The sequence below is a fragment of the Bacteroides sp. A1C1 genome, assembly GCF_004328515.1.
Lineage (GTDB): Bacteria > Bacteroidota > Bacteroidia > Bacteroidales > Bacteroidaceae > Bacteroides > Bacteroides uniformis.
This window is the reverse complement of sequence record NZ_CP036491.1, coordinates 2,812,111-2,835,857: the sequence shown is the minus strand read 5'-3', so window position 1 is coordinate 2,835,857 and position 23,747 is coordinate 2,812,111. Positions and strand designations below refer to the sequence as shown.

Below are 23,747 nucleotides of genomic sequence, written 5' to 3'. Positions count from 1 at the left end.
ATAAACAATCTTTCATCCAAACTACCCCAGCACCCACTTGGTCCGTTTCCCGAAACAACGGTATGCCATTGCCACCAGAAACCAGGAAGTACAGAAAGCGACGACTGCGGCACAAGGTATCTGAAGATAGATAGGAACATGGATAGCACGCATCAGGACTACGCTCGGTCCGGTAAAGAAATAGTGTATCATATAGATTCCAAAACCACAGAGCGTCAAGTTTGCCAATGCTTTCTTGATGCGCTCCGAACGGAAATTGGCCCGCTTGCAAAGCATAAACACGGGGATGGTCATCATTACTACATTCAGCGAACAGTAGGTGAAGAAGAGTTCGAGCATCTCATCCGTAAAATCCGGCAAGGAGGTCATACGACGGAAACCAAGGAATGTTACGGCATAGCCAATGGCAAACATGGGAATGCCGATGCCACAGAGTTGCCGACCCGTCCAGTTATGGTTCCTCAGATAATGGCCCAACAATAGGTAGCCGTTAAAACCGGCAAAGTAATACAGCATACCGAACGAGTTCCACGAGCAAGTCCCCCAAAGGTACGGAGCGGCAAACTCGGTATAATAAGGCAGCAGCAGTGTCACTCCCCATGCTGCAAGAAACCATAGTTTGGCACGTTCCGAGGCCTTCTCCACCCATGCCGAGAATATCGGAAGATAGAGATAAAGCCCTATCAGCAGATAGATATACCACATGTGTACATCCAATAGAGAGAAATTAAAAGGCATTTCTGCAATATATCCCAGGCTCACTGCCAGAGACTGGCGCATCACTTCCTCACCCGAATAAGGGAAGAAATCCAGAATCACTTTCGGCTCCACTCCCAGCAGTCCCGTTATCCAGGGGAACAGATTGTAAATCACAGACCAGATGAGGAAAGGAAAGAATACGCGGGGGATACGTTTCTTGTAGAATGCCGAGGCGTCACCCCGTACCGGCAACAGCAATGCACCGGTAATCATTACAAAAAGCGGTACGCAAGGACGGAGCGCCGCACCGTAGACAGCTCCCCAGAACTTGATGTCAACAATGTCGGGCGATGTGCCCGGATAGAAGTTAAAAGGGTCTGTGCAATGGCAGCAAACTACTGTAAACATTGCAACAAGGCGTACCACATCCAGCCATACGATGTGTTGTGCCGGAGTTTGTCGTGTAAGAGTTGGTTCCATGTTTTATTAAATTGGTTGTTTGGAGGGCTAAAGATAAAGAAGTTAACCGAGAAATGAAAAGGAGAATGTAACAAAAATACGACAACAAACGAGTTTCAGTTTTATTCTCCTATAGAGAACAATCTGTTTTATCAAGGCAGAACAGAGTGTTCCAATAGGGAAGAACACTTTGTTCCAACATGAAAGAACAGTTTGTTTCTTCCTATTGAAACAATTTGTTTCAACATAAAGGAACAGTTTGTTTTGCTTGATGAAACAGAGTGTTCTATGCCGCGAAACACTTTGTTTTCCTCTACAAAACAAAAAAGCCGTAACAAGATTTTCTCCGTTACGGCTTTCCTTATATTATGCCTTTCTAAAAGGCTTCTGTTTTATTTGCTGCAATTCCAAGGCTTCAGTTGCTTGAAGAAGTCGTTGCCCTTATCGTCCACCAAGATGAATGCAGGGAAGTTCTCCACCTCAATCTTCCAGATAGCTTCCATACCGAGCTCGGGATATTCCACGCACTCGATGCTCTTGATGTTGTTCTGTGCCAAGATAGCGGCAGGACCACCGATAGAGCCCAAGTAGAAACCGCCATACTTTTGGCAGGCATCTGTCACTTGCTGGCTGCGGTTACCTTTGGCAAGCATAATCATGCTGCCGCCGTGGCTTTGGAAGAGGTCTACATACGGGTCCATACGTCCGGCAGTAGTCGGGCCCATGGAGCCGCAAGCCATGCCTTGAGGAGTCTTGGCAGGACCGGCGTAGTAGATGGGATGGTCTTTGATGTACTGCGGCAGGTCTTCGCCACGGTCCAGACGTTCTTTCAGCTTGGCGTGTGCGATGTCACGGCCTACGATGATGGTTCCATTCAGAGACAAACGGGTGGAAACCGGATACTTGGTCAGTTCCTTCAGAATATCGGCCATCGGCTGGTTCAAGTCAATCTTCACCACGTCGCCTTCACCGGCCTTACGGAGTTCTTCGGGAATCAGTTCACCCGGATTGCTGTCGAGCTTTTCAATCCAGATACCTTCTTTATTGATTTTACACTTGATGTTACGGTCGGCAGAGCAGGAAACACCCAGACCCACGGGGCAGGACGCACCGTGACGCGGCAGGCGGATGATGCGGATGTCGTGAGCCAGATACTTGCCGCCGAACTGGGCACCGAGGCCAATCTTATGAGCTTCTTCCAGTACCAGCTTCTCCAGTTCCACATCGCGGAAAGCGCGGCCGAACTCATTGCCGGTAGTGGGTAGGTTATCGTAGAAGTGGGTGGAAGCCAGTTTCACAGTCAGCAAGTTCTTTTCGGCAGAGGTACCGCCGATAACGAATGCGATGTGATAGGGAGGACAAGCTGCCGTACCCAAAGTCTTGATTTTTGAGATAAGGAAGGGAACCAATGTTTCGGGGTTGAGGATAGCCTTTGTCTCCTGGTAGAGATAAGTCTTGTTGGCAGAGCCACCACCCTTGGTTACGCAGAGGAACTCGTACTCCATACCTTCCGTAGCTTCGATGTCAATCTGTGCGGGAAGGTTGCACTTCGTATTCACCTCATCGTACATGGTGAGGGGAGCATTCTGCGAATAGCGCAGGTTCTCTTCGGTATAAGTCTTGTAAACACCCAGTGAGAGAGCTTCTTCATCACAGTAGCCGGTCCATACTTGCTGTCCCTTTTCACCGTGGATGATTGCCGTACCCGTATCCTGGCAGAAAGGAAGTACCCCCTTGGATGCTACCTCTGCATTGCGCAGGAAGGTGAGTGCCACGTATTTATCGTTATCGCTGGCTTCGGGGTCACTCAGAATCTTAGCAACCTGCTCATTGTGCGAACGACGCAACATGAACGATACATCACGGAAAGCCGCATTGGCCATTGCCGTCAAACCTTCTTTTTCAATCTTCAGGATAGGTTTTCCTTCAAACTCGCTTACTGACACGTAATCTTTCGTAAGCAGATAATACTCAGTAGTATCTTTCCCCTTCTCGAACATGGGCTGATACTTGAACGGAGGTGTTGTTGCCATAATTACTCGTATATTTAATGTTTAAAAGTGATTCGGGTAGTAAAGGCAGCACAAAACCGCCTTTACCGAGCAAAGGTAAAAACTATTATTGAAATAATTCTTTAATTAGAGTAAAAACGCAACAAATCATAATTAATTTTCTGACACCCGCTGCATCCGCCCTATCAGTTCATCGCCCAGCGCCGTCTTCACCTCAATGTGTTTCAGCACAGCCATTACAAACGGATTGCTTTCAAAGTCGCCGCGTACCTGCTCAAAGTCGAGTTCCTTTTCCAAGCGTGAGCCATCGGCTCCAAAGCCCGTCATGGAAGCCAGTGAAAATTCTTTCTTAGCATCCTCATACACCATGCGGTCGAGGCCAACTACTGCTTCTTTCCATTTTTCGACAATATGTATGACGTCTTCTGCCGTCATACCTTCCGGCTTGATACCATAGAACTCTTCCAACTTCTCATACGCCCAGGTCCATTCGTAGGTATAGTAGTTGCTGTGCATCTTCTCAAACTCGGCATTGATAGACTTCAAGCGATTGACTTTGCCGGACTCAATACCGTCTATCAGCGCATCTATCTCACTCTTTGGGGCTATCAATCCGGAAATATCCACCCATTCGCCGCTGCCAATGGCAGTATCGGGCTTCAAACGGGCACGTATTTCTTCATTGCTCCGGAAGTCAATGCCTTCCAAGCGCTTGATGACAGAGTTTCCGAGGAACTTATGAATGGCTATTTCATAGAAGCGGATACCTTTCACCAAAGCCGAGTTACGTATCTTCGCACTATGGAAAGAATAGATGTCCGAAAGCTCGCCACTGGCATGACGCAGATTCTGCAACGTCTCCCGTCCCTTGAACATCTTCTGCACCGTGTAGGGGCTGAGAAGATTATAGTTGATGTAATCCAGTTTGTTCGGGTCGGTACGCCCGTCACGTTTCGGCCACTTCTGGGCATCGCGGATGGTACCCACACTACGCAGGTTGACACCGGGCACGAGATAAGTCGTATTATTCTGCTCTATCAAGTAAGAGAACGGCAGGTTCGAAGTATCAGAATGGTTGACATGGCGCCCCATTACCAAGGAGAACGCTCCCACCCTTGCAGGCCACAAGATGTACGAATCGGAAGTCGTCTTGGCACCACGCTCCAAAGTGCCTTGATGGATAGGCCCTAACTTATACATATGGTTGCTCTGATTGGACCCCGAACCGGCATTCATAAAGGAAAACATACCGGCAATCAGCAACGTGGATTTATGGTGCGTCACCGTATAAGGTCCGGCAAAAATAGCGCACGCCTCCCCGTTCTCTCCCTGGCAGTTGCTGAAAAACAAAGAGTCTGAGGCAGAGTAGTTGTGTCCCAACTTGCATGCCTGCCCCACGAAGCAGCGGCTCAGCATAGCTCCGTCATCTACATGAGACCCGGTAGAGATGATGAAATCATCACAAATCACCCCATGCCCGATGTGTACCGGCGCCACCTCGTTGCTGTTGATGCTTCCGTTATACAGACGGCATGTACCACAGATGCGGCAATAATCACCGATGCGCACATTCTTTATGGAACCGGTGTTCAATATCATTACATGATTCCCGATGCTTCCTACAGCAGAAGCATGTTTGTTGGAATAAAAATCCGTGATTTCCTTCATCCGTGTAATCAGTTCCGGACGATGGCGGTAAAGCGCCAGAATATAGGCTTGGTGTGCGGAGAGTTTATCATTAATCAGCACCTCACGGCCTCCCGTCTCATTCAGGACAGACACTTCTACCCCGTTACCGAACTTCGACACACCGTCTACCAGAATAATATCCACATTCTCAATAAAAGTATCATGCCCTATTTCATAATTGGCAATATAGTTCTGGATATTCTCAATGCAACAGTTATCTCCCACTGTTACATTATGCAGCGTCACATGCCGCAAACCGGAATGCTTCCTGATTCCTCCCGGCAACATAAATTCTGAATGGAACACTCCCAAACGCACCTCACCCGAAAAACGGGTATGATGCACAAATTCCGTTGAGAACTCTTCTGCAACAGCTACTTTTCCCCAATCATCAGCCAGACATGACTGGCTCTTCAACCGGAGAATTTCATCTTCGGTCAGTCTTCTGTAATTCATCCTTATAACGAGTTATGAATTATGAGTTATAAGTTATTGCCTTTGCCGGCACTACCGATTCAAACCGCTGCCAGCAAATAACTCATAACTTATCACTCATAACTAAAATTAAACTTCTTCTTCGTAGGTCTGATAAAGAAAGTCATTATAGGGGTACTTCTGCACGTGCAATTCCTTCACACGCTGATAAACCACACTCTTCAGTTCCTCCATATTGATTTTTTCGCGGGCAGAAATAAAGAGGCAGTTATCCTCCATCTTAGCCATCCACGTCTTCATCAGTTCTTCGAGTGTCAAGTTTTCCTTGGTTCTGGGGGTAAGGTCGTCAGCCGCTTTCTCTATATAGGTATAAGCGTCTATCTTATTGAATACAAGAATCATAGGCTTACCGGCGGCACCGATATCTGCCAACGTCTTGTTCACAACTTCTATCTGTTCTTCAAAATCCGGATGAGAGATGTCTACGATATGCAACAGCAAGTCTGCCTCGCGTACCTCGTCCAAGGTAGACTTGAAGGAGTCTACCAAATCCGTCGGCAATTTACGGATAAAGCCCACTGTATCAGAAAGCAGGGACGGCAGGTTCTCAATAATCACCTTACGCACCGTAGTATCCAACGTGGCAAACAGCTTGTTCTCGGCAAAGACTTCACTTTTCGAAAGCAAAGTCATCAATGTGGATTTTCCTACATTGGTATATCCCACCAATGCCACACGAATCAAGCGTCCGCGGTTCTTCCGCTGGGTAGACTTCTGCTTGTCAATCTCAGCCAAGCGCTCCTTCAACAATGACATACGGTTCAAGATGATACGGCGGTCCATTTCCAACTGCGTTTCACCCGGACCGCGAAGTCCCACGGAACCTTTACCTCCACCGGCACCGGAGCCACCACCCTGGCGTTCCAAGTGGGTCCACAAACGTTGCAGACGAGGAAGCATATACTTGTATTGAGCCAGCTCCACCTGCGTTTTTGCATTGGCAGTCTGGGCACGCATGGCAAAAATATCGAGAATGAGCGAAGTACGGTCCAATATCTTAATCTTCAACTCCGCTTCAATGTTACGTATCTGTTTGGCAGAAAGTTCATCGTCAAAAATCACCATGCCGACTTCACGCTCGGCTTCTTCTTCATTACGGATGTACTCTCTGATTTCTTCCAGCTTGCCCTTGCCGACGTAGGTCACGGAATGCGCCTGGTCCAGCTTTTGGGTAAACCGCTTTACTACTTCCGCCCCGGCTGTCTCAGCCAAGAATGCAAGCTCGTCTAGGTATTCGTTGGTCTTACGCTCATCCTGAGTCTTCGTGACAAGACCTACCAATACCGCTGTTTCTGCCCGCACTTCGGAGATTACAAATTCTTTCATAGTTTCTATACCTTATTATATATATTGTTGGTTCTGGCAGCAAATATATATAATTTTAGCGGAAGCTCCTTAGAAAGGGAGATAAAATAAAGGGAGGATGAATTCTATTATAATTCACCCTCCACATTCATAAGTTCCGTATCACACGGAATACAAACAAAAATCAGTTGTTCAGATACAGCAAAGTTGTACCCTTAAGAGGATAATTTAATTCAGAGCCACTGTCATCTATACAAAAGAAAAGAGCTCCCAAATCAAATACCTTCTCAGCATCGTTGTAGCTTCCCAATGGATAAGTACCAAGGTCTTCGGAAAGATTTCCATAAACAGAACCGAAAGTTCCCCAATCGCTATTGGCCTCAGGACCTACACCATTTACCATTTTCCATCCCAATTTTGTAACAGTGATATAATATCCACCCGGATAAGTATTACCGTCCAACTCAATATAAGGAAGTTTAAAATCATCAGGAAGAAGAGTTCCTATGCCAAACAAAGAGTTAAAATAAGAATTGTCATAAGGACTCTTAAAACGATATTTGTTAAGTTCGGGATGCTTTTCCACCGTAATACCGGTCAGTTTAACACCGGCAGCACCAAATGCCTCAAACATATTGTCTATCAATGTGGCATTAGTACTTACCACTTCCCAAACTAATGGACAAATGGCACTGATCGTCAAGTCAGTAATGCCATACGGAGTGCCGTCCACTGCAGAGAGGGTCAAAGTATAGGGGACATCACGCTTCATATTCTGGTAAGTCACCGTTATTTTTGCCTCTGTCACACCATCAGCAAAGCTTACTTCGGTAGGAACTGTAAAAATGCCAGCAGCATTCTCACCGGGAGTAACAGTTATTTGTGTGGTGGAGGCTCCTGAACTTACTGTACGAAATACACTTACCTCGAAAGAACCAGACGTCTCGGTCAGCGTTATACTGCTTGATTGACTCGAAGGGAAGAAGACCCCTTGTCCATCGGCAGCAGCACCGGGATTCCAGTCAATATCGTCTGAACAAGCCGTCATTGTCAAGCCGCATACAGCCATGACCCAAAACAGTTTATTAAATATCTTATTCATATACAAATTCAATTATAAAGTTAGTTCATTTAATTTAATTGTTACCAGGCGCAAACTCTCCTATCGGAGTAGGACGCTTAGGAATAGCACCGGTCGGGTCCGGATTGTTCATTCCTTGAAGCGCGATATTTGAATCCACCTCGGTCTTGGGGATCATCAGCGTCCAGTTAGGCTTCACACCTTTACAGTTGATCTTGAAGTTATCTTCTTTAAAATTGGTACCCTCATAGTGCTGAATAACATCCGGTTTCAAACGCTTGGCAGTAGGGAATGCAACCCCCTCTCCCCAAAACTCGATACGCATCTGCTTCAAGACCTCAAGTTGGAAACTGCGCAAATCGCCTGCGTTAAAACTGTAATCAGACTGACGATTTTGCTTCATAAAGTTATTCAACAGTTGTACACCTGCTGCCACACTCTGGCTGGCACCTACAGCTTCAGCCTCTATGAGATACATCTCTTCCACACGCATCACGGGAATATCAGCAGCCGCACCCACAGAATAAGTACTATAGTCACCGCCCACGGGACGGAACTTCAATGACATATAATCCGGCTGTTCGTCCAACCACTCATTGCCTCTCACAGACTGGTAAGCGTAAACAGATCTGTCCGGGTCAAGGTAAGAATATTTGCGGAAATCGGTAGTAGGAATCGCGTCATAAAGTGAACGTGCCATTTGGAGTTTAGACAAAGAAGCATATCCCCAATCCGCTTCATTGGAAATGTGACCGATGAAATTAGCAAGGTTACCCATGTTGGAAGCTGTGGGGTGAAGATACCACATCCATGCAGAAGTAGCCGTATTGAAACCTGTAGTGGGGTTATGCCACTGTGCTTCGTTCATAGGAGTTGCACCCGACTTATCAATAGCCTTGCGGGCATACTCGGCAGCTTTATCAAATTGGCCATCCCACATATATACCTTAGCCTTCAGACCATATACTACAGCCAAGTCGGGAAAATTCTTGCTAGTAGGTATATAAGACTCCAAACCTATCTCTGCTTTGTCAAGGTCAGAAAGGATAAAGTTCACCATTTCTTCGTGAGTCGCACGCGGATTGCTCTTCGCAATGTCATTAGTTGTTTCCTCAGTTACAATGGGCACTGTCAGTCCCAACACCTTGCTACAATCAGTATAGATATTCTCTACTGGCTCGAAAAGCACCATCAGCGTATAATAGCTAAACGCACGGAAAGCATGGGATATACTGCCGAGTCCACGTATCTCATCGGTAATCGTGGGATCGGTAACGTCAACAACTGAAATCACGTCATTGGCCGATTTAACAAACTTATATAGAGTAAAGTAAGGCAAATATGAGTAATAACCATTGTCATACATCTGCAAGCTTGCATTGAAGGGCCACCACCAGTCATACCCATAGTCTGTGTCCACTACATCGCCCAACAATTCAGACTGTGCCAACATCAGCGAAGGATAGCCAAGGTCGGTTTCATGGGTTTGGCTACCATATACCAGATAGCCTTGTACCATTTGTGACGGCATGCCACTGACTGCAGCCTCAAGCGCCGTAGCTGACGCACCGATTTGCTCGGAGGTCGCAGTAGAATCTTCGGGAAAAACCTCTTCTATACAGCCGGTTAGTACTGTAGCCGATACCACCATGGCTGAAAACAACTTGAATATATTTTTCTTCATAATCATTGTTATCTATAATATTTAGTTTTAGAACTCGAATGACACACCACCGGAGATGGTACGCATCGGTGAATAGAAAGTAGCGTTGGTCGTCTCGTCATATGATTGACGCGGGTCGAACCCTTTACGTTTAGACCAGTAGAAAACATTTTCTGCCGACATGTACACGCGCAAAGAGCTTATAGCCAGTTTCTTTGTCCACTTGGAAGGCAATGTATAGCCCACATTTATGTTCTGGATATTCAAGAAACTTGCATCGGTCAAGAAACGTGTAGATGATGAAGCCGGATATGAAGGGTCATTCATCATGAAACGCGGAATATCAGTGTTGGTGTTCTCGGGAGTCCATGACTTTAGGATATCCTTGTGATAGTTGTAACCTGCCGTGCCTTTGGGTGATGACATAAAGTATGCATACGTGCCATCATACTGCTTGCCGCCAATCTGGTAAGTGAAGTTAATACCGAAATCTACACCATATACTTTCAGTTTGGTACCGAAACCACCGTATACCTTGGGCATCGTGCTTTCTTCTGTGATGTAATAGTCAGCTTCAGCATGGTTCCAAGTCGTTTCGCGTCCGGTGATGTTGCCGGCCTCATCCTTAACATTCTTATAATACAAGGCTCTTCCCTCTTCGTCCACTCCGGCATATTCCTTCATACGCCATGTAAACATAGACAAATCTTCACCAATGAAGAAGCTTCCGTTAGAATAACCCTTATATCCCTTTCCGTCAGCTGTATACTCAGTAGTAATCAACTTGTCAGGATCAAGCATCGTAATACGGTTCTTCAAAGTTGAGATGTTCAAATTTACGTCCCACGTAAAGTTACGTGTATCGAAGATATTCACATTGAAATCCATTTCTACACCACTATTGACCATGTTACCAACATTGTCCAGATAAGAAGAATAACCCAATGAAGGAGCCACGGAGAATGAGAATAACATATCTGAAGTCTTGCGTCTGTAGTACTCTATGCTACCGGTAACGCGGTCCCACAATTGGAATTCCGCACCGATATTGAAATTGGTATTGGTTTCCCAAGTGATGTCCTTAGTACCTTTAGAGTAGAACGAAGTGCCGAGACTATTATTGGAATTAATAATATTAAATCTATCCGTATAGCGGAAATCACCGATATTATCGTTACCTTGTGAACCGATTGAAGCCTTCAACTTCAGTTCCTGCACCCAAGAAGCATCAAACCAGCTTTCTTTGTTGATGAGCCATGCACCACCTGCCGACCAGAATGTACCCCAGCGGTGGTCTGGATGGAAACGGCTGGAAGCATCACGACGCAAGGAAGCTGAGCCGAAGATTCGTTCGTCATAGTTGTATTGCAAACGTCCGAAGAAGCCTTCGTTGTTACGACGACTCTTATATGAAGAAGCACTCTGTCCATCTATAATGGCACCATCCAATTCCTGATTGTCCTGAGAGAACATCTGTGACTTACTGGCTCCCAAATAAGAAAGGCGGTAGTCATAATATTCATGTCCTAACAAAATATCGAAATTATTGCTTCCGAATGATTTGGCATATGAGACAAGTTGTTGCAAGTTGTAGTCGTAAGTTCTCTGGTGGCGCTTGCTTACTGTACCACCGGTAGAATCGAACTGTCCATAATAAGGATTATAAACATATGTAAAGCGTGTCTCATCCAAGTTGAAAGTACCATTGAATGTCACCTTTAACCCTTCTATAGGAGTTATGTCTACAAAAGCATTACCACTGATAGCATTTCCTTCAGCATTATGGGTGTTAAGTTTGTTGTCCAGAATAGGATTGGCATCAGGAATGAAAGGACGTTGCATACCTGCATTGATACCGCTACCGTAGTCCATCATTCCAATACCATTCTTATCAACCATGATACTGCCATCAGCATTACGTACGTAAGCAGGATAGATGGGAGCCATTTGGGTAATAAATGCCCATACATTACCTTGAGAACTACTGGAACCATTATTACTCAATGAATTGGAATCAAATCGCGCATATGCCATATTACCACCGATCTTCAACCACTTCTTGGCTTGATAGTCGGCTTTTAAACGGCCAGTCAAACGTTTCAGGTCAGAACCTTCAGTGATACCCTCATTTCCAAGATAGCCTAAAGAAACATAGAAAGAAGATTTTTCATTAGCTGCGCTCACTGAGAAGTTATATTCCTGACGTAAACCGGTACGCATACCTACATCGTCCCAATCATCCGGAGTAAGCAGATAGTCGCGTCCTTTATAATTCACAACTCTACCCAATGTGGCATTGGGATTAAGCTTGCCATTCTGACCGATAAGGTATTGTCCTTCGGGAACCGTATAGACATTGTAACCCAAGCCACCGTTAGAGCCAAACAAATTGTTATTTGCCTCAAGCCATGCAGCCTGATCACTCATTCCCCCCTCATATTTATAGTAGTTTTTCATTGCCTCATAGTGCGTCTCATAGTACATGCCAGGATTGTCAATCACGTCATATTTCTGCAACGCACGGGTATTTGCTCCCCACTTGGCATCGAAAGTTACTTTGGCCTCACCCGACATATTGGCTTTCTTGGTAGTGATGATAATTACACCGTTAGCACCACGCGCACCGTAAAGAGCATTGGAAGCCGCATCCTTCAATACCGTCATTGATTCAACGTCGTTGGGATTGATATTATTGATATCACCGCTATAAGGAGCACCATCCACAATAATCAGAGGGTCGTTTCCTGCATTGAGTGAACTGAAACCACGGATCTTGATGGATGACTTTGAACCAGGAGCACCGTCATTGGATGTCAATGTCACACCCGGCACAGCACCAGCCAAAGCATCGGTAACGTTTGTCACCTGCGACTGCTCCAGCTTTTCCGTACCTATCACCTTAGCCGAACCCGTAAATGCAGACTTCTTTGCTGTACCGAAAGCAACTACCATTACCTCATCAAGCATCTCTGTATCAGACTTCATCACCACTTTTACGCTAGGTTTTATTGTCACCTCCTGGGTTTGCATACCAATATAAGAAATTACCAGAGTTTTCGCGGAACTTGGTACGTTTGGTAATGTAAAATCACCATCTACACCGGTAATAGCACCAACTTGTGTACCTTTTACCAATACAGAGGCTCCAATAACTGGCTGCCCGTCTTCTTCAGAAATTACAACACCTGTAACCTTCTGGGTTTGGGCAGTTACTAGGCCTATTCCAACAAAAAGACAGGCCAATAACAGCATTAATTTTCTTTTCATAAATTCTCTCTTAAAGTTTAACTTTACATTAATTGTTTCTTTACTCTAACAAAGTGCAAATATATTAATAAAACTGAAACGAACAACTATTTTATTGAAAAAACCTTGCAAATCTATCAATCTGTTAATTAAATACGCTACTTTATGCTTAATAACAGATTTTTCATACTTAAAAAACCTAAACCGGCTTATGTTTACTATCACTATGATTCCCTCTTTCAAGGTGATTTTTCCAAGAAATACACATATTTTAAAACAAAATGGTTAATAAACAAGCCGCTAAAACAAAAAACATACCTGATTTTGAAACAAAATGAGAATTTCCGGAGATTAAATACCAATTAATAGCTAAACACAAAAAGACACTTTTTAGAGATATTAATTCTTATTCTATTCTCACTGAGCACAGAATATCGTCTTATTTGTTATTAGTATTAATTAAAACCAAACAAAATGAGTAAAATTATTTACAATCTAGTATACAACAGAAAAAGAAGCCTGAATAAAAAAGGAATGGCGTTAGTGCAAGTAGAAGCCTATTTGGATAGAAAAAAAAAGTATTTCTCCACCAAAGTTTATCTAAAGCCAGAACAATGGGACAATAAAAAGCTTATCGTGAAGAATCATCCTAATGCGGATGCACTGAATAGATTGATATATGAATTTATGGCTATGATAGAAAAAAAAGAGTTGGAATTGTGGCAGCAAGGAAGGCGTATTTCATTAGAATTACTAAAGGACGTTTTGAGCACAAGCGAAAACAAAACCTCTTTTATTTCTTTTTGTAGACAAGAGATAGCAAACTCTGCTCTGAAAGAAAGTACAAAACGAAATCACCTCTCCACTCTTTCATTATTACAACAGTTCAAAAAGGATGTAACCTTTTCTGATTTAACATTCGAATTCATATCCTCCTTTGAATATTTCTTGCAATCAAGAGGCTATCACACAAATACGATAGCCAAACATATGAAGCATCTGAAGCGGCATATAAATGTTGCCATCAACAAGGATTATATAGAGATACAAAAATACGCTTTTCGAAAGTACAAGATTAAAACTATAGAAAACAAGCATACGCACTTATCCCCTGAAGAGCTGGAGAAGTTGGAGAAATTAAGCTTGGCTGGCAGATATACTAAATTGCAGAAGACTTTAGATGCATTCTTGTTTTGTTGCTATGCAGGAATGAGATATTCTGATTTTATCAGTTTATCACCCGATAACATCGTGGAGATCCGTCAAGAAACCTGGCTAATTTATAAATCCATAAAGACGAGTACAGAAGTCAGATTGCCTCTTTATCTCTTATTCGAAGGAAAAGGGCTTGTTATTCTGGACAAATATCGGGATGACTTACAAAGCTTCTTTCATTTAAGGGATAACTCTAATGTGAACAAAAATTTAATTGTGATTTCCCGCCTAGCCGGTTTATCAAAAAAGATTTCATTTCACACCGCTCGCCATACTAATGCAACTCTATTGATTTATAATGGAGTAAACATTACAACGGTGCAAAAATTGTTGGGGCATAAAAGTGTTAAAACCACACAAGTGTATACGAATGTAATGGATATGACTATAGTACATGATTTAGAAAAGAGCCATGCACTCATGCCTTTGCCTAAAAAAACACGAACTTAGCATAGTCAATACTGCACTTTCATATCATTAGTCATATACTTCTCCTTTAAAGTCTATTCACTCACTATTCTGTTTCAACCTGCTCGCTGCAAACTCACTGCATACGTTTTGCAGTATTACTGCATATTGTTTGCAGTACCACTGCATATTGCTTGCAGTACCACTGCAACAGCTTTGCAGTATCACTGCAATAGGTTTGCAAAATCTTGCAGCAAGAAACTATTTATAATCAATTAGATACAGCATAGTGTGAATAGAAGATTAACATTGGTGTTTTATCAATATTTAAACTGATTGGAGGTGTGGAAGCTAAATTTGCTTCCACACTTTTGCATTGCTTCCACAGCATCTGTGATGCCGATGAATAGAGGGATATAAGGAACGGGTGGAAGCGTGGAAGCAAAAATGATGAAAACTGTTATGAGGAAACAATTGTTGTCTTGATTGTTTAGCCAATCAGAAAGTTTTGAATTTGCTGTTTTCTGAAGCTATTGAAATATTCTTTTACATAGACTTTAGTAGTTTCGCTAATAAAGTGACAATGTAGAATAAATACTTCATTGAAAGCAGCTAAGATGATAGATATTGACAAAAGACATGCTTCATATAAGAGGAAGAATCATTTAAAATCTTTAAGCAGTGTATTAACTTTATGGTATACATCTGATAACTTGGTTGTTAATCCAACAAATAGTATCACAGCAGTAAGGTTTTATGCGTCGTCCCTCCATACACATACCTTGTGAGAAAGGAAATTTCGCTATAGTTATTTCTAGCACATAGCATAATTATCTGATTATTAATAAGATAAATAAAATATAGTTCCGCGAAAACTCTGGTGATTTCATACATCGGTATGAAGACTCAAGAAGTGGTAATCAAACCGAGCGTAAAAGTGGTTATGATGCCTGATACAGAGATACTTGATGAAGTAACAGTAGTGGCTTATGGCACTAAACGCAAACAAGATTTGGTGGGCTCTATCAGCAGTGTAAAGAATGAGATTATCAGTAATTCACAAGCTACATCCGTGTCCAATGCACTAGAAGGAGCTGTGGCCGGTTTGCAGGTTGTAAGCTCTTCCGGCCAGCCGGGACAAGATGCCAATATCGTATTGCGCGGTATCGGTTCTATTTCAGCCAGCAACAATGCGCTGATTGTAGTAGATGGTGTGCCCTTCAACGGTAAGTTGTCGGACATCAACCCTACGGACATTGCTTCAGTGAACGTGTCGAAAGATGCTGTATCCAACTCTTTGTATGGTTCCCGCGCAGCTGGTGGTGTGGTCATGATTACTACCAAGACCGGACGCAAAGACAAGGTGGCCATCAACTTTAACGGTACCTGGGGTGTGGCACAGCGTGCGTACAAAGATTATGATATGGCTACTGATCCGGAAGAGTTCTATCGTTTGTCTTGGTATGGTCTTCGTAATACCTATTGGGCGGCTGGAAAATCCATTGAAGACTCTAATTTAGCAGCCAGTCAGGATTTACTGGGCGAACTGGGTAATTACAATGCATATATCATCCCGCAAGGAGAATATTTAGTAACACCTGATGGAAAACTTAACCCCAATGCACGTTTGCGTTATAATGATTCGTTTGCCGATGCCTTGTTCGACAATGCCTTCCGCCAAGAATACAATGTATCTGCATCGGGTGGTAATGACCGTACAGATTTTTATGTATCTATGGGCTTTCTGGATAATGACTCTTATGTGTTAGGTTCTTCTTATGAGCGTTTTACAGCTCGTGCCAACGTTAACTCCCAGTTGAAATCCTGGTTGAAGGTAGGTACCAATGTAGGATATTCCAAAGCAACTCAGAATGGTGTACAAGAGAATGCCGGAGCTGCCTCCAATCCTTTCGAAGTAGCACGTTCTTGGGCTCCTATCTTTCCGGTTCATGCCTATGATGCAGAAGGTAACATGAAATATTATGAGGATGGAAGCCCCATGTATGATGCCGGAAATGGTGAAACAGACGGTACATCTAAACGTCCTACGGCTACTAACCAGAATGTGATAGCCAATATGAAAGAGGATATTCGTGAAACTGTGTACAATAATCTGACTTCACGCTCGTATCTGGAAATCTCGTTCTTGAAGAATTTCAAGTTTACAGCAAACTATAGTTATGATTTCACGAACAGTAGCCAGACAGTATTCTACACTCCGCTCATCGGTGACGGACAGTCTTTCGGTGGTCGTGGTACAAAAGGAAGCTACAACACTACGACTACCAACTTCAACCAGATTCTGGCTTACAGCAATGTATTTGGCGATAACCACCACCTGTCGGCCAAGATAGGTCACGAGTACTACAAGTATGAATATCAGTATTTGGCAGGACAGAAGACCAACTTCTTTAATCCGAACAATCCGGAACTGGACAACGGTGGACAAATGCAATACATCAATAGCTACACGGCAAACCATAACATCGAGGGTTATTTCGGTATGGCAGACTACGACTATAGCAATAAATATTACGTTTCTGCCGCTTTCCGTCGCGACGGTACTTCCCGCTTTTTGGACCGTTGGGGTAATTTCTGGTCGGTAGGTGCTGCTTGGCGTATTTCCAACGAAGCATTCATGGAAGGTACAAATTCTTGGTTGAACGACTTGAAACTGCGTGCATCTTATGGTACCCAGGGTAATGAAAGCATCCTTTCGGAATATGACTATGCCTATGTGTACACGCCTTATCAAGACCAATACACAGTTACTTGGAATGGTTCAGAGCTGGGTTATTCACCGGAATTCTACGGTAATCCGGACTTGACCTGGGAAAAGCAGAAGACTTTTGACGTGGGAGTAGATTTCCGTCTCTTCGATAGAGTATACGGTTCATTCGAATATTTTTATCGTCGTACGGACGATATGCTTTTCAAGCGTCCCGTAGCTTTCTCTACAGCCGGACGGCCGTATAACTGGGAAAATCTGGGTGCGATGAAGAACACTGGTATAGAGTTTGAAGTGAATGTGGATATCTTCAATCAGTCTGACCTGAAGTGGACGGTATCGCTCGTAGGCTCCCACTACAAGAACCGTATTGTGACATTACCCGAAGAAAACCGTGAAAATGGTATCACTTCCGGTCCGTTCAACCTGCGCGAAGGTAAGAGCCGCTTTGAATACTATACTTATATGTATGCCGGCATGGACGAAAAAGGAAATGCCATGTGGTACATGGATGAGACAAACGAGAAAGGGGAAGTGACAGGCCGTACTACCACCACCACTTATGCAGACGCAACCCGCTACTTCATTGGAAAATCTGCGCTGCCCGATTTCAACGGTGGTTTGAGCACTACTTTCTCTTACAAGGGAATTGACCTTTCTATAGCAACGGCTTTCCAGATTGGTGGCTATGCTTATGACTACTCTTATCTGTCCGGCATGAGCTCTTCATTCTACGTAGGTCATAATAAGGATATGTGGAAAACATTCAACCCTGAGACCGGTCAAGGTTCACTTCCTATTTGGAATGCCGACAATGCTTCCAACTCTTTCACTCAGCAATCAGACCTCAATCTGGTAAAGGCCAGCTACTTCAGCATCCGTAACATCACTTTGGGCTACACATTGCCGAAGAACTTGATGCAGAAATTGGGTGTTGAGAAACTGCGTATCTATGCTACGGCAGATAATCTCGGCTTGTGGTCCAAACGTCAGGGATTTGACCCTCGTGTGGCAATGGCTGGTTCTGATAATGAATATGGAGGCTATTCTCCGATGCGTGTGATTTCCGGAGGTATCAACCTTACATTCTAAACTAAAAAATAAAATTGTATATGAAGATAATGAAATATATGATGCAGGTGCTTCTTGTCGGGGGCCTGCTTACATCTTGCATTGAAGATGCTGATGTTACCGCTTATTTGACTGAAGACCAACTGGGCAATGTGGCTCAGGAAGATCCTGATAAGGCTTTTTCAGCTGCTGTGGCAGGTATGTATACTGATATGCAACAGTATGTTGACGTCAATATGAGTCACAACTATTTCGGTCAAAAGAGTTTTGATTACTTAACATCGCTGATGGGCAACGATATGATTATGACCGGACGTTTCGCTATGAGTATGTATCATTATTTGCTGGATTACTGGCAACAGAACTATACTCCGACCAACAACCGTTGGAAAGAGTACTATCGTGTCATAGCCAATGCCAACAACATCCTCAAGCTGATTGACCCCAGCAGTGAAGATCCCGCCAATTTGAAATATCGTGCCATCGCTCTTGGTTTCCGTGGCTACGCCTACTTACAACTGACTTACTTATACCAGCATTCCTACTATACCGGTGCGGATGGAACGAAATGGGGCCGTGGAGAGAAATATGACTTCTCCCAGTCTCCGTGTGTACCGCTTATTACAGAGGATACGGAAGGTGACCAGCCACGTGCTACTGTAGCCCAAATCTATGAACAAATCAAGAGTGACCTTACTACTGCTTTCGACTTGTTCAAGAATTTGGATATGACGCGTACTTCCTCACCCACTGATATGGATGGCTGCGTGGTAGCTATGCATTTGGCTCGTGCGAACATGGTTATCCATGAATGGGATGAGGCGATAAAGTATGCGCAGGTGGTGATTGATAATTTCCCTATATTGCAGAGTGAAGACCAGATACTCCAAGGATTCAGTAATATCAGCTTGCCGGATGTAGTATTCGGTAGCGATGTTACAGCAGACAATAGTACAACTTATATGTCTTTCTTCTCGCAGATGGATACTTATGGCGATGGTTATGCCGGCATCGGTGTATGGCGCGCTGCCTTTAAGCCATTAGTAGACCGTATCGCGGATACTGATATCCGTCTGCAATGGTTCTGCTGCGACCGTTCTACAGGTGTAACAGATGACTCCGGTAATCGTATAACATTGATTCGTGACACTCAGTCTCCAGTTGCCGTGGAATACCAAGCCGTAAAATTTATCGGTACAGGTCGTGATAACATCAAGGCCGGTGTGTTCAGCGGATGGGAACTGGGAGATTATATTTACCTGCGTTCAGAAGAAGCTTACATGATAAAAATGGAAGCTTTGGCTCACAAGGGTTCTGCTGAAGCAGTGACTGAACTGAATAGCTTTATGAAGACCCGCCAGCCCGATTATAATTACACTTTCACGAACAAGGCTGACCTGATAGAGGAAATCATTTATCAGAAACGTGTAGAGTTCTGGGGTGAAGGTTTGGAATATATTGATAATCGTCGTTTGAATATTCCTGTAGATCGTACAGATGAAACTTGGGGCGCAGAAAATAATAATCACTTCTCTGCCGGTAAGTTCCGTTATAACCAAGAAGACAGGCCGTTCCTTTACCAGTTACCTCTCTCTGAAATAGAGAATAATTCTCAGCTTTCTCCGAGCGACCAGAATTAATACTTCAAAGGACATGTTATACGGAAAAATGACACAGAAGCGCTATCTGTGCAGACTAATCAAGCTGCATTACCCCAACAATAATAATGCGGCAATTATGATGATTCATCCGGTTGAACATACCGGAATTTCATAATAAAGTGTTTTTGAGAAGCCACTCATTGCGAAATGGGTGGCTTTCTTCTCTTAATCCAACAAAAGACTTCAGGGGGAAGTGTTATTTCAAGATTACATATCTTCCAAAGAAAGCCCTTTATAAGAAACAGAGCAGTTTTTCCATTCTTTGTTGATTGTGACTTTTTTCTTCAATATCCCCCAACCTATCCGTTCAGGATTGTGTTTAATTTCGACCAATTCATAAAATGAAAAAATACGATGTCGGTCTTTCATCCGTTGATTTCAATAAAAGTGAGGTCTTACCGATGCGCCTTCTTCCTACTAAAACCGGCATTTGCGATTCTTCTTGAAACTGTTCTGCTATATTCTTTAAAACAGCCAACTCTTTTTTGACCATAGAATTTCATAATACACCTATTATTTTACATCAAGTCCACTATTATCCGTAGTGTACATTACGATAATACTAATTAAAGACGATATTTGTATAAAATGAATTTATTTTTGAACTTTTACACAAAAAACTATAAAGTAATTTATTTAAGATCCTTTAGAAATAACCTCATAAGTTCATTAGTTTTTTATCCGACAAACACAGACTTTCTCTATTTGAAATAGGAATAGTTATTCTGTAATTTAAAATAGTATTTACATGAAATGCAATATTCTTATGGATGAAATAAATAATACAAGTAAATATTCAACGAAAAATAAACAAATGATAGATATTGACATAATCACCCATTCTTTTAAAAAGAGGAATGCTAATTTTACAACTGCAGTACATTAATTAACACTCAAATAACTATTAATCAAAATATTACATTTGTTAATGGTATCACATAAGTAAGGTTTTGTTTATTGTAGACCCATATAGGACAGCTTTGAAAAGAGTATTCCTTGTTTTAGCCAATTCTTTGACTTATTGTATATTCTTTATTATCAACAGAATACAGATAGTGTAGTTCCGCGAAAACTCTGCTAATTTCGTATGTTGGTATGCAAACGCAAGAGGTGGCTGTCGCACCTTCTTTAAGAGTCATCTTAAAGTCCGACAGTGAAATTCTTGATGAAGTAACAGTCATAGCTTATGGTACTGCAAAGAAGAACTCACTAACAGGTTCTGTTGCTACTATCAAATCCAGTGATATGGAAAAGCTTCCAGTTACTTCATTTGAGAAAGCATTACAAGGATTGTCTCCTGGACTGCAGATCGCAAGTGTCTCCGGTCAACCGGGTTCGTCTACACAGGTACGTATTCGTGGTATCGGGTCTATGTCTGCCTCAAGTACCCCACTTTATGTTATAGATGGAGTTGCTATTGAAGCTGCAAACTTAAGTGAAGTTGCAAATACCAGTAAATATGGGACAAGTGCAAATCCACTTTCAAACTTAAATCCGAATGATATTGAGTCTATTACCATCTTAAAAGATGCTTCTGCTGCTTCTCTGTACGGATCACGTGCGGCCAATGGTGTTATTCTGATTACAACGAAGCAGGGTAAAAAAGGACAAGCCAAGGTTAGCTTTAAAGCTCAAATGTCATCTTCCAAACTCCCTTCTGGTGGTTATAATTTGATGAATGCCTCCGAACATTATGCTCTGTATTATGGAGGCTTCTATAATAATAATATTGCTAAAGGCATGTCCTCAGAAGAAGCTTCTGCTGCAGCCAACAAATCCACACAAAGCATGTATGGGCGAAATCCATATAATGTTGCTAACCCTCTGGATGCTTCTGGCGACTTGACATCTGGCGCTCAATTGATGATTGATACCGATTGGTTGGATGAAGTCTTCAGAACCGGGATGTCACAAGAATACGATATCAGTGTAAATGGAGGAAACGAGAAATCAAAATACTTCATTTCTATGGGATATATGAATCAAGAGGGTATTGTGATTGGTTCGGATTTTGAACGATATTCAGGTCGTGCAAATGTCTCAACAGAAATTAAACCTTGGTTCAGTATGGGTATCAATTCCACTTTCTCTTTGGCAAAACAAAACACTCCTGTAGGTGGAGGTGGCGGTGCTAGTCCTTTGACTAATGGTATTTTCCTACCCAATGCTGTTCCAGTATATGATTTGGATGAAAATTTCCAAATGCAATATGATGAGAATGGCAAACCTCTTTATAACTTCAAGAATCCCATATTTCAGGATATGAATGTTATATCATTTGCACAAACTGACAAATATGCAACTAACACATACCGTGTTTTGGTAAATCCCTACGTGGATTTCAACTTTTATGGAGTTCATTGGAAAACAAGTCTTTCATATGATTATATCAATTTGGATGAAACGCAATGGTATAATGCGGAGCATGGTAATGGTAAAGCTGCACAAGGACGCTTGTACAAATATGCCATTTGGAACAATACTTTTGGATTGACCAGTACATTAAATTATAATTTCAACATAAAGGAAGACCATCACTTCTCGGTATTGGCTGGTTATGAAATCTATAATAAAGAGTACAAGCGCACTTATGCACAAGGAACAAAATTTCCAATTGGTGGTTTGACAGAGCTGAATGTAGCTGCTACTCCGCAAGAAGTAGGTTCTGTAACAGATAAAGAGCGCATGCTTTCTTATTTTGGTCGATTAAATTATGATTATCAGAATAAATATTTTGCCTCATTCAGTATCCGCTCCGATGGTTCTTCACGTTTTGCACCGGGACATCGTTATGGTACATTTTGGAGTGTCGGATTAAATTGGCGTATCAGCGAAGAAAACTTCATGAAAGATATTACTTGGCTCGATGACTTGAAACTGCGTGCCAGCTATGGTACTTCAGGTAACAAAACATCTGATTACTTATATGGTTATCAAGCCTTCTATGAAGGTGGAGCCAATTATAACGGAGAGTCTGGCTTCAGACATTCTCAATTAGCAAATCCTGATTTGTCATGGGAAAAATCCAAAAACTTCAATGTGGGGTTGGATTTTGCAGTACTTAACAGTCGCCTGCATGGATCCATTGACTATTATATCAAAAACTCTGATGAACTGTTATTGGAAAAAACTTTAGCCGGTTCTACGGGGTTGGACATAATTATGTCTAATTTGGGTGGTATGCGCAACTCTGGTATAGAAGTAGATTTGCATTCCCTAAATATTCAAGCCGGAGACTTTAATTGGGGAACCGACTTCAATATCTCTTTTAACAAGAATGAAATCACTTCTTATCCCGAAGAACAGGAAGTTGTTGGTACAAAAGTTCGTACGGTAGGCTACAGCCTTTATGAATTTTACATGCAAGAATGGGCCGGAGTAGATAAAGAAACCGGTGCTCCACTTTGGTATAAAGACGTAAAAGATGATAAAGGTAATCCGACAGGTGAAAGAACTACCACTTCAACTTACTCTACTGCAGACAAATACAAACTTGGTTCTGCACTTCCCAATGTATTTGGAGGTTTGAATAACACATTTACATTTAAAGGATTAGACCTTTCATTCCTCTTTACTTATAGTTTTGGAGGAAAGATATATGATGCGTACGAAGCCAATTTGCTGAATGATGGTAACAACAACGGTTATCAAGCCATCAAAGATCAAGCGAATTATTGGACAAAAGAGAATCCAAACGCTCCGAATCCTGCATTCTTGCCCAATAACACTTCAAGTTCTCATTCTACATCAAGCCGCTATTTGCACGATGCAGATTTCATTAAATTAAAAAATATCAACTTAGGTTATACTCTACCAAAAAAATGGACACAGAAGATACAGTTGGAGACAGTACGTTTCTTTGGAAGTCTGGAGAATATCTGTGTATGGAACTTGGATGGTAGTTTCAAAGGTTACGATGTGGAATTGGGAGGTGTAACCGGAGTATTGGACGGTGCAGGTACGGTTCCATTGCCTCGTACAATCTTATTTGGTATAAATGTTGGTTTCTAATTTA

The 23,747-nt window shown here is 42.6% G+C and carries 12 protein-coding genes; 4 read left to right on the top strand and 8 right to left on the bottom strand.

Features of this window, described 5'->3' with window-relative positions; translation table 11 throughout:
- Positions 1–21: 21 nt before the first annotated feature.
- The 7 genes from EYA81_RS11400 to EYA81_RS11365 all read right to left on the bottom strand — a co-directional run bounded on the left by EYA81_RS11400 (position 22) and on the right by EYA81_RS11365 (position 12,670).
- A complete protein-coding gene (locus EYA81_RS11400; RefSeq protein WP_131225756.1) occupies positions 22–1,179 on the bottom strand; it encodes an acyltransferase in 1,158 nt (385 codons plus the stop codon).
- A gap of 371 nt (positions 1,180–1,550) precedes the next feature.
- Positions 1,551–3,191, bottom strand: coding sequence for a fumarate hydratase (locus tag EYA81_RS11390; protein WP_005824254.1), 1,641 nt, complete (start codon positions 3,189–3,191; stop codon positions 1,551–1,553).
- Between the two features lie 132 nt (positions 3,192–3,323).
- The gene (locus EYA81_RS11385; RefSeq protein ID WP_165491381.1) at positions 3,324–5,315 is read right to left on the bottom strand and encodes a DUF4954 family protein; all 1,992 of its coding nucleotides are present in this window, start codon (positions 5,313–5,315) and stop codon (positions 3,324–3,326) included.
- A 108-nt stretch (positions 5,316–5,423) separates the two neighbouring features.
- Positions 5,424–6,680, bottom strand: coding sequence for a GTPase HflX (gene hflX / locus EYA81_RS11380; protein ID WP_131225755.1), 1,257 nt, complete (start codon positions 6,678–6,680; stop codon positions 5,424–5,426).
- A gap of 163 nt (positions 6,681–6,843) precedes the next feature.
- A complete protein-coding gene (locus EYA81_RS11375; protein ID WP_120164391.1) occupies positions 6,844–7,761 on the bottom strand; it encodes a hypothetical protein in 918 nt (305 codons plus the stop codon).
- A gap of 34 nt (positions 7,762–7,795) precedes the next feature.
- Positions 7,796–9,424, bottom strand: a complete 1,629-nt coding sequence (locus tag EYA81_RS11370) for a RagB/SusD family nutrient uptake outer membrane protein (RefSeq protein WP_226791303.1) — start codon at positions 9,422–9,424, stop codon at positions 7,796–7,798.
- 27 nt (positions 9,425–9,451) lie between these two features.
- The gene (locus EYA81_RS11365) at positions 9,452–12,670 is read right to left on the bottom strand and encodes a TonB-dependent receptor (protein ID WP_165491380.1); all 3,219 of its coding nucleotides are present in this window, start codon (positions 12,668–12,670) and stop codon (positions 9,452–9,454) included.
- 453 nt (positions 12,671–13,123) lie between these two features.
- On the opposite strand from EYA81_RS11365, the gene EYA81_RS11360 reads away from it, so the two are divergent.
- The 3 genes from EYA81_RS11360 to EYA81_RS11350 all read left to right on the top strand — a co-directional run bounded on the left by EYA81_RS11360 (position 13,124) and on the right by EYA81_RS11350 (position 19,711).
- The gene (locus EYA81_RS11360; RefSeq protein WP_131225754.1) at positions 13,124–14,314 is read left to right on the top strand and encodes a site-specific integrase; all 1,191 of its coding nucleotides are present in this window, start codon (positions 13,124–13,126) and stop codon (positions 14,312–14,314) included.
- Between the two features lie 811 nt (positions 14,315–15,125).
- Positions 15,126–18,092, top strand: coding sequence for a SusC/RagA family TonB-linked outer membrane protein (locus tag EYA81_RS11355; protein ID WP_255425207.1), 2,967 nt, complete (start codon positions 15,126–15,128; stop codon positions 18,090–18,092).
- 20 nt (positions 18,093–18,112) lie between these two features.
- A complete protein-coding gene (locus EYA81_RS11350) occupies positions 18,113–19,711 on the top strand; it encodes a RagB/SusD family nutrient uptake outer membrane protein (RefSeq protein ID WP_117599254.1) in 1,599 nt (532 codons plus the stop codon).
- A gap of 228 nt (positions 19,712–19,939) precedes the next feature.
- Here the strand turns inward: EYA81_RS11350 and EYA81_RS19235 are convergent, their stop codons facing one another.
- Positions 19,940–20,101: a hypothetical protein gene (locus tag EYA81_RS19235; protein WP_165491379.1), complete on the bottom strand. Its 162-nt coding sequence runs from the start codon at positions 20,099–20,101 to the stop codon at positions 19,940–19,942.
- A 705-nt stretch (positions 20,102–20,806) separates the two neighbouring features.
- Here EYA81_RS19235 and EYA81_RS11340 point away from each other — a divergent pair.
- Complete coding sequence (locus tag EYA81_RS11340; protein WP_131225753.1) at positions 20,807–23,743, top strand: TonB-dependent receptor; 2,937 nt, start codon at positions 20,807–20,809, stop codon at positions 23,741–23,743.
- The last annotated feature ends 4 nt before the right edge of the window (positions 23,744–23,747 follow it).

Coding starts and splice junctions, on each gene's coding strand:
- hflX (WP_131225755.1), bottom strand. CDS start 6,680: ATGAAAGAATTTGTAATCTCCGAAGTGCGGGCAGAAACAGCGGTATTG.
- EYA81_RS19235 (WP_165491379.1), bottom strand. CDS start 20,101: ATGAAAGACCGACATCGTATTTTTTCATTTTATGAATTGGTCGAAATT.
- EYA81_RS11375 (WP_120164391.1), bottom strand. CDS start 7,761: ATGAATAAGATATTTAATAAACTGTTTTGGGTCATGGCTGTATGCGGC.
- EYA81_RS11385 (WP_165491381.1), bottom strand. CDS start 5,315: ATGAATTACAGAAGACTGACCGAAGATGAAATTCTCCGGTTGAAGAGC.
- EYA81_RS11360 (WP_131225754.1), top strand. CDS start 13,124: ATGAGTAAAATTATTTACAATCTAGTATACAACAGAAAAAGAAGCCTG.
- EYA81_RS11370 (WP_226791303.1), bottom strand. CDS start 9,424: ATGAAGAAAAATATATTCAAGTTGTTTTCAGCCATGGTGGTATCGGCT.
- EYA81_RS11365 (WP_165491380.1), bottom strand. CDS start 12,670: ATGAAAAGAAAATTAATGCTGTTATTGGCCTGTCTTTTTGTTGGAATA.
- EYA81_RS11390 (WP_005824254.1), bottom strand. CDS start 3,191: ATGGCAACAACACCTCCGTTCAAGTATCAGCCCATGTTCGAGAAGGGG.
- EYA81_RS11350 (WP_117599254.1), top strand. CDS start 18,113: ATGAAGATAATGAAATATATGATGCAGGTGCTTCTTGTCGGGGGCCTG.
- EYA81_RS11400 (WP_131225756.1), bottom strand. CDS start 1,179: ATGGAACCAACTCTTACACGACAAACTCCGGCACAACACATCGTATGG.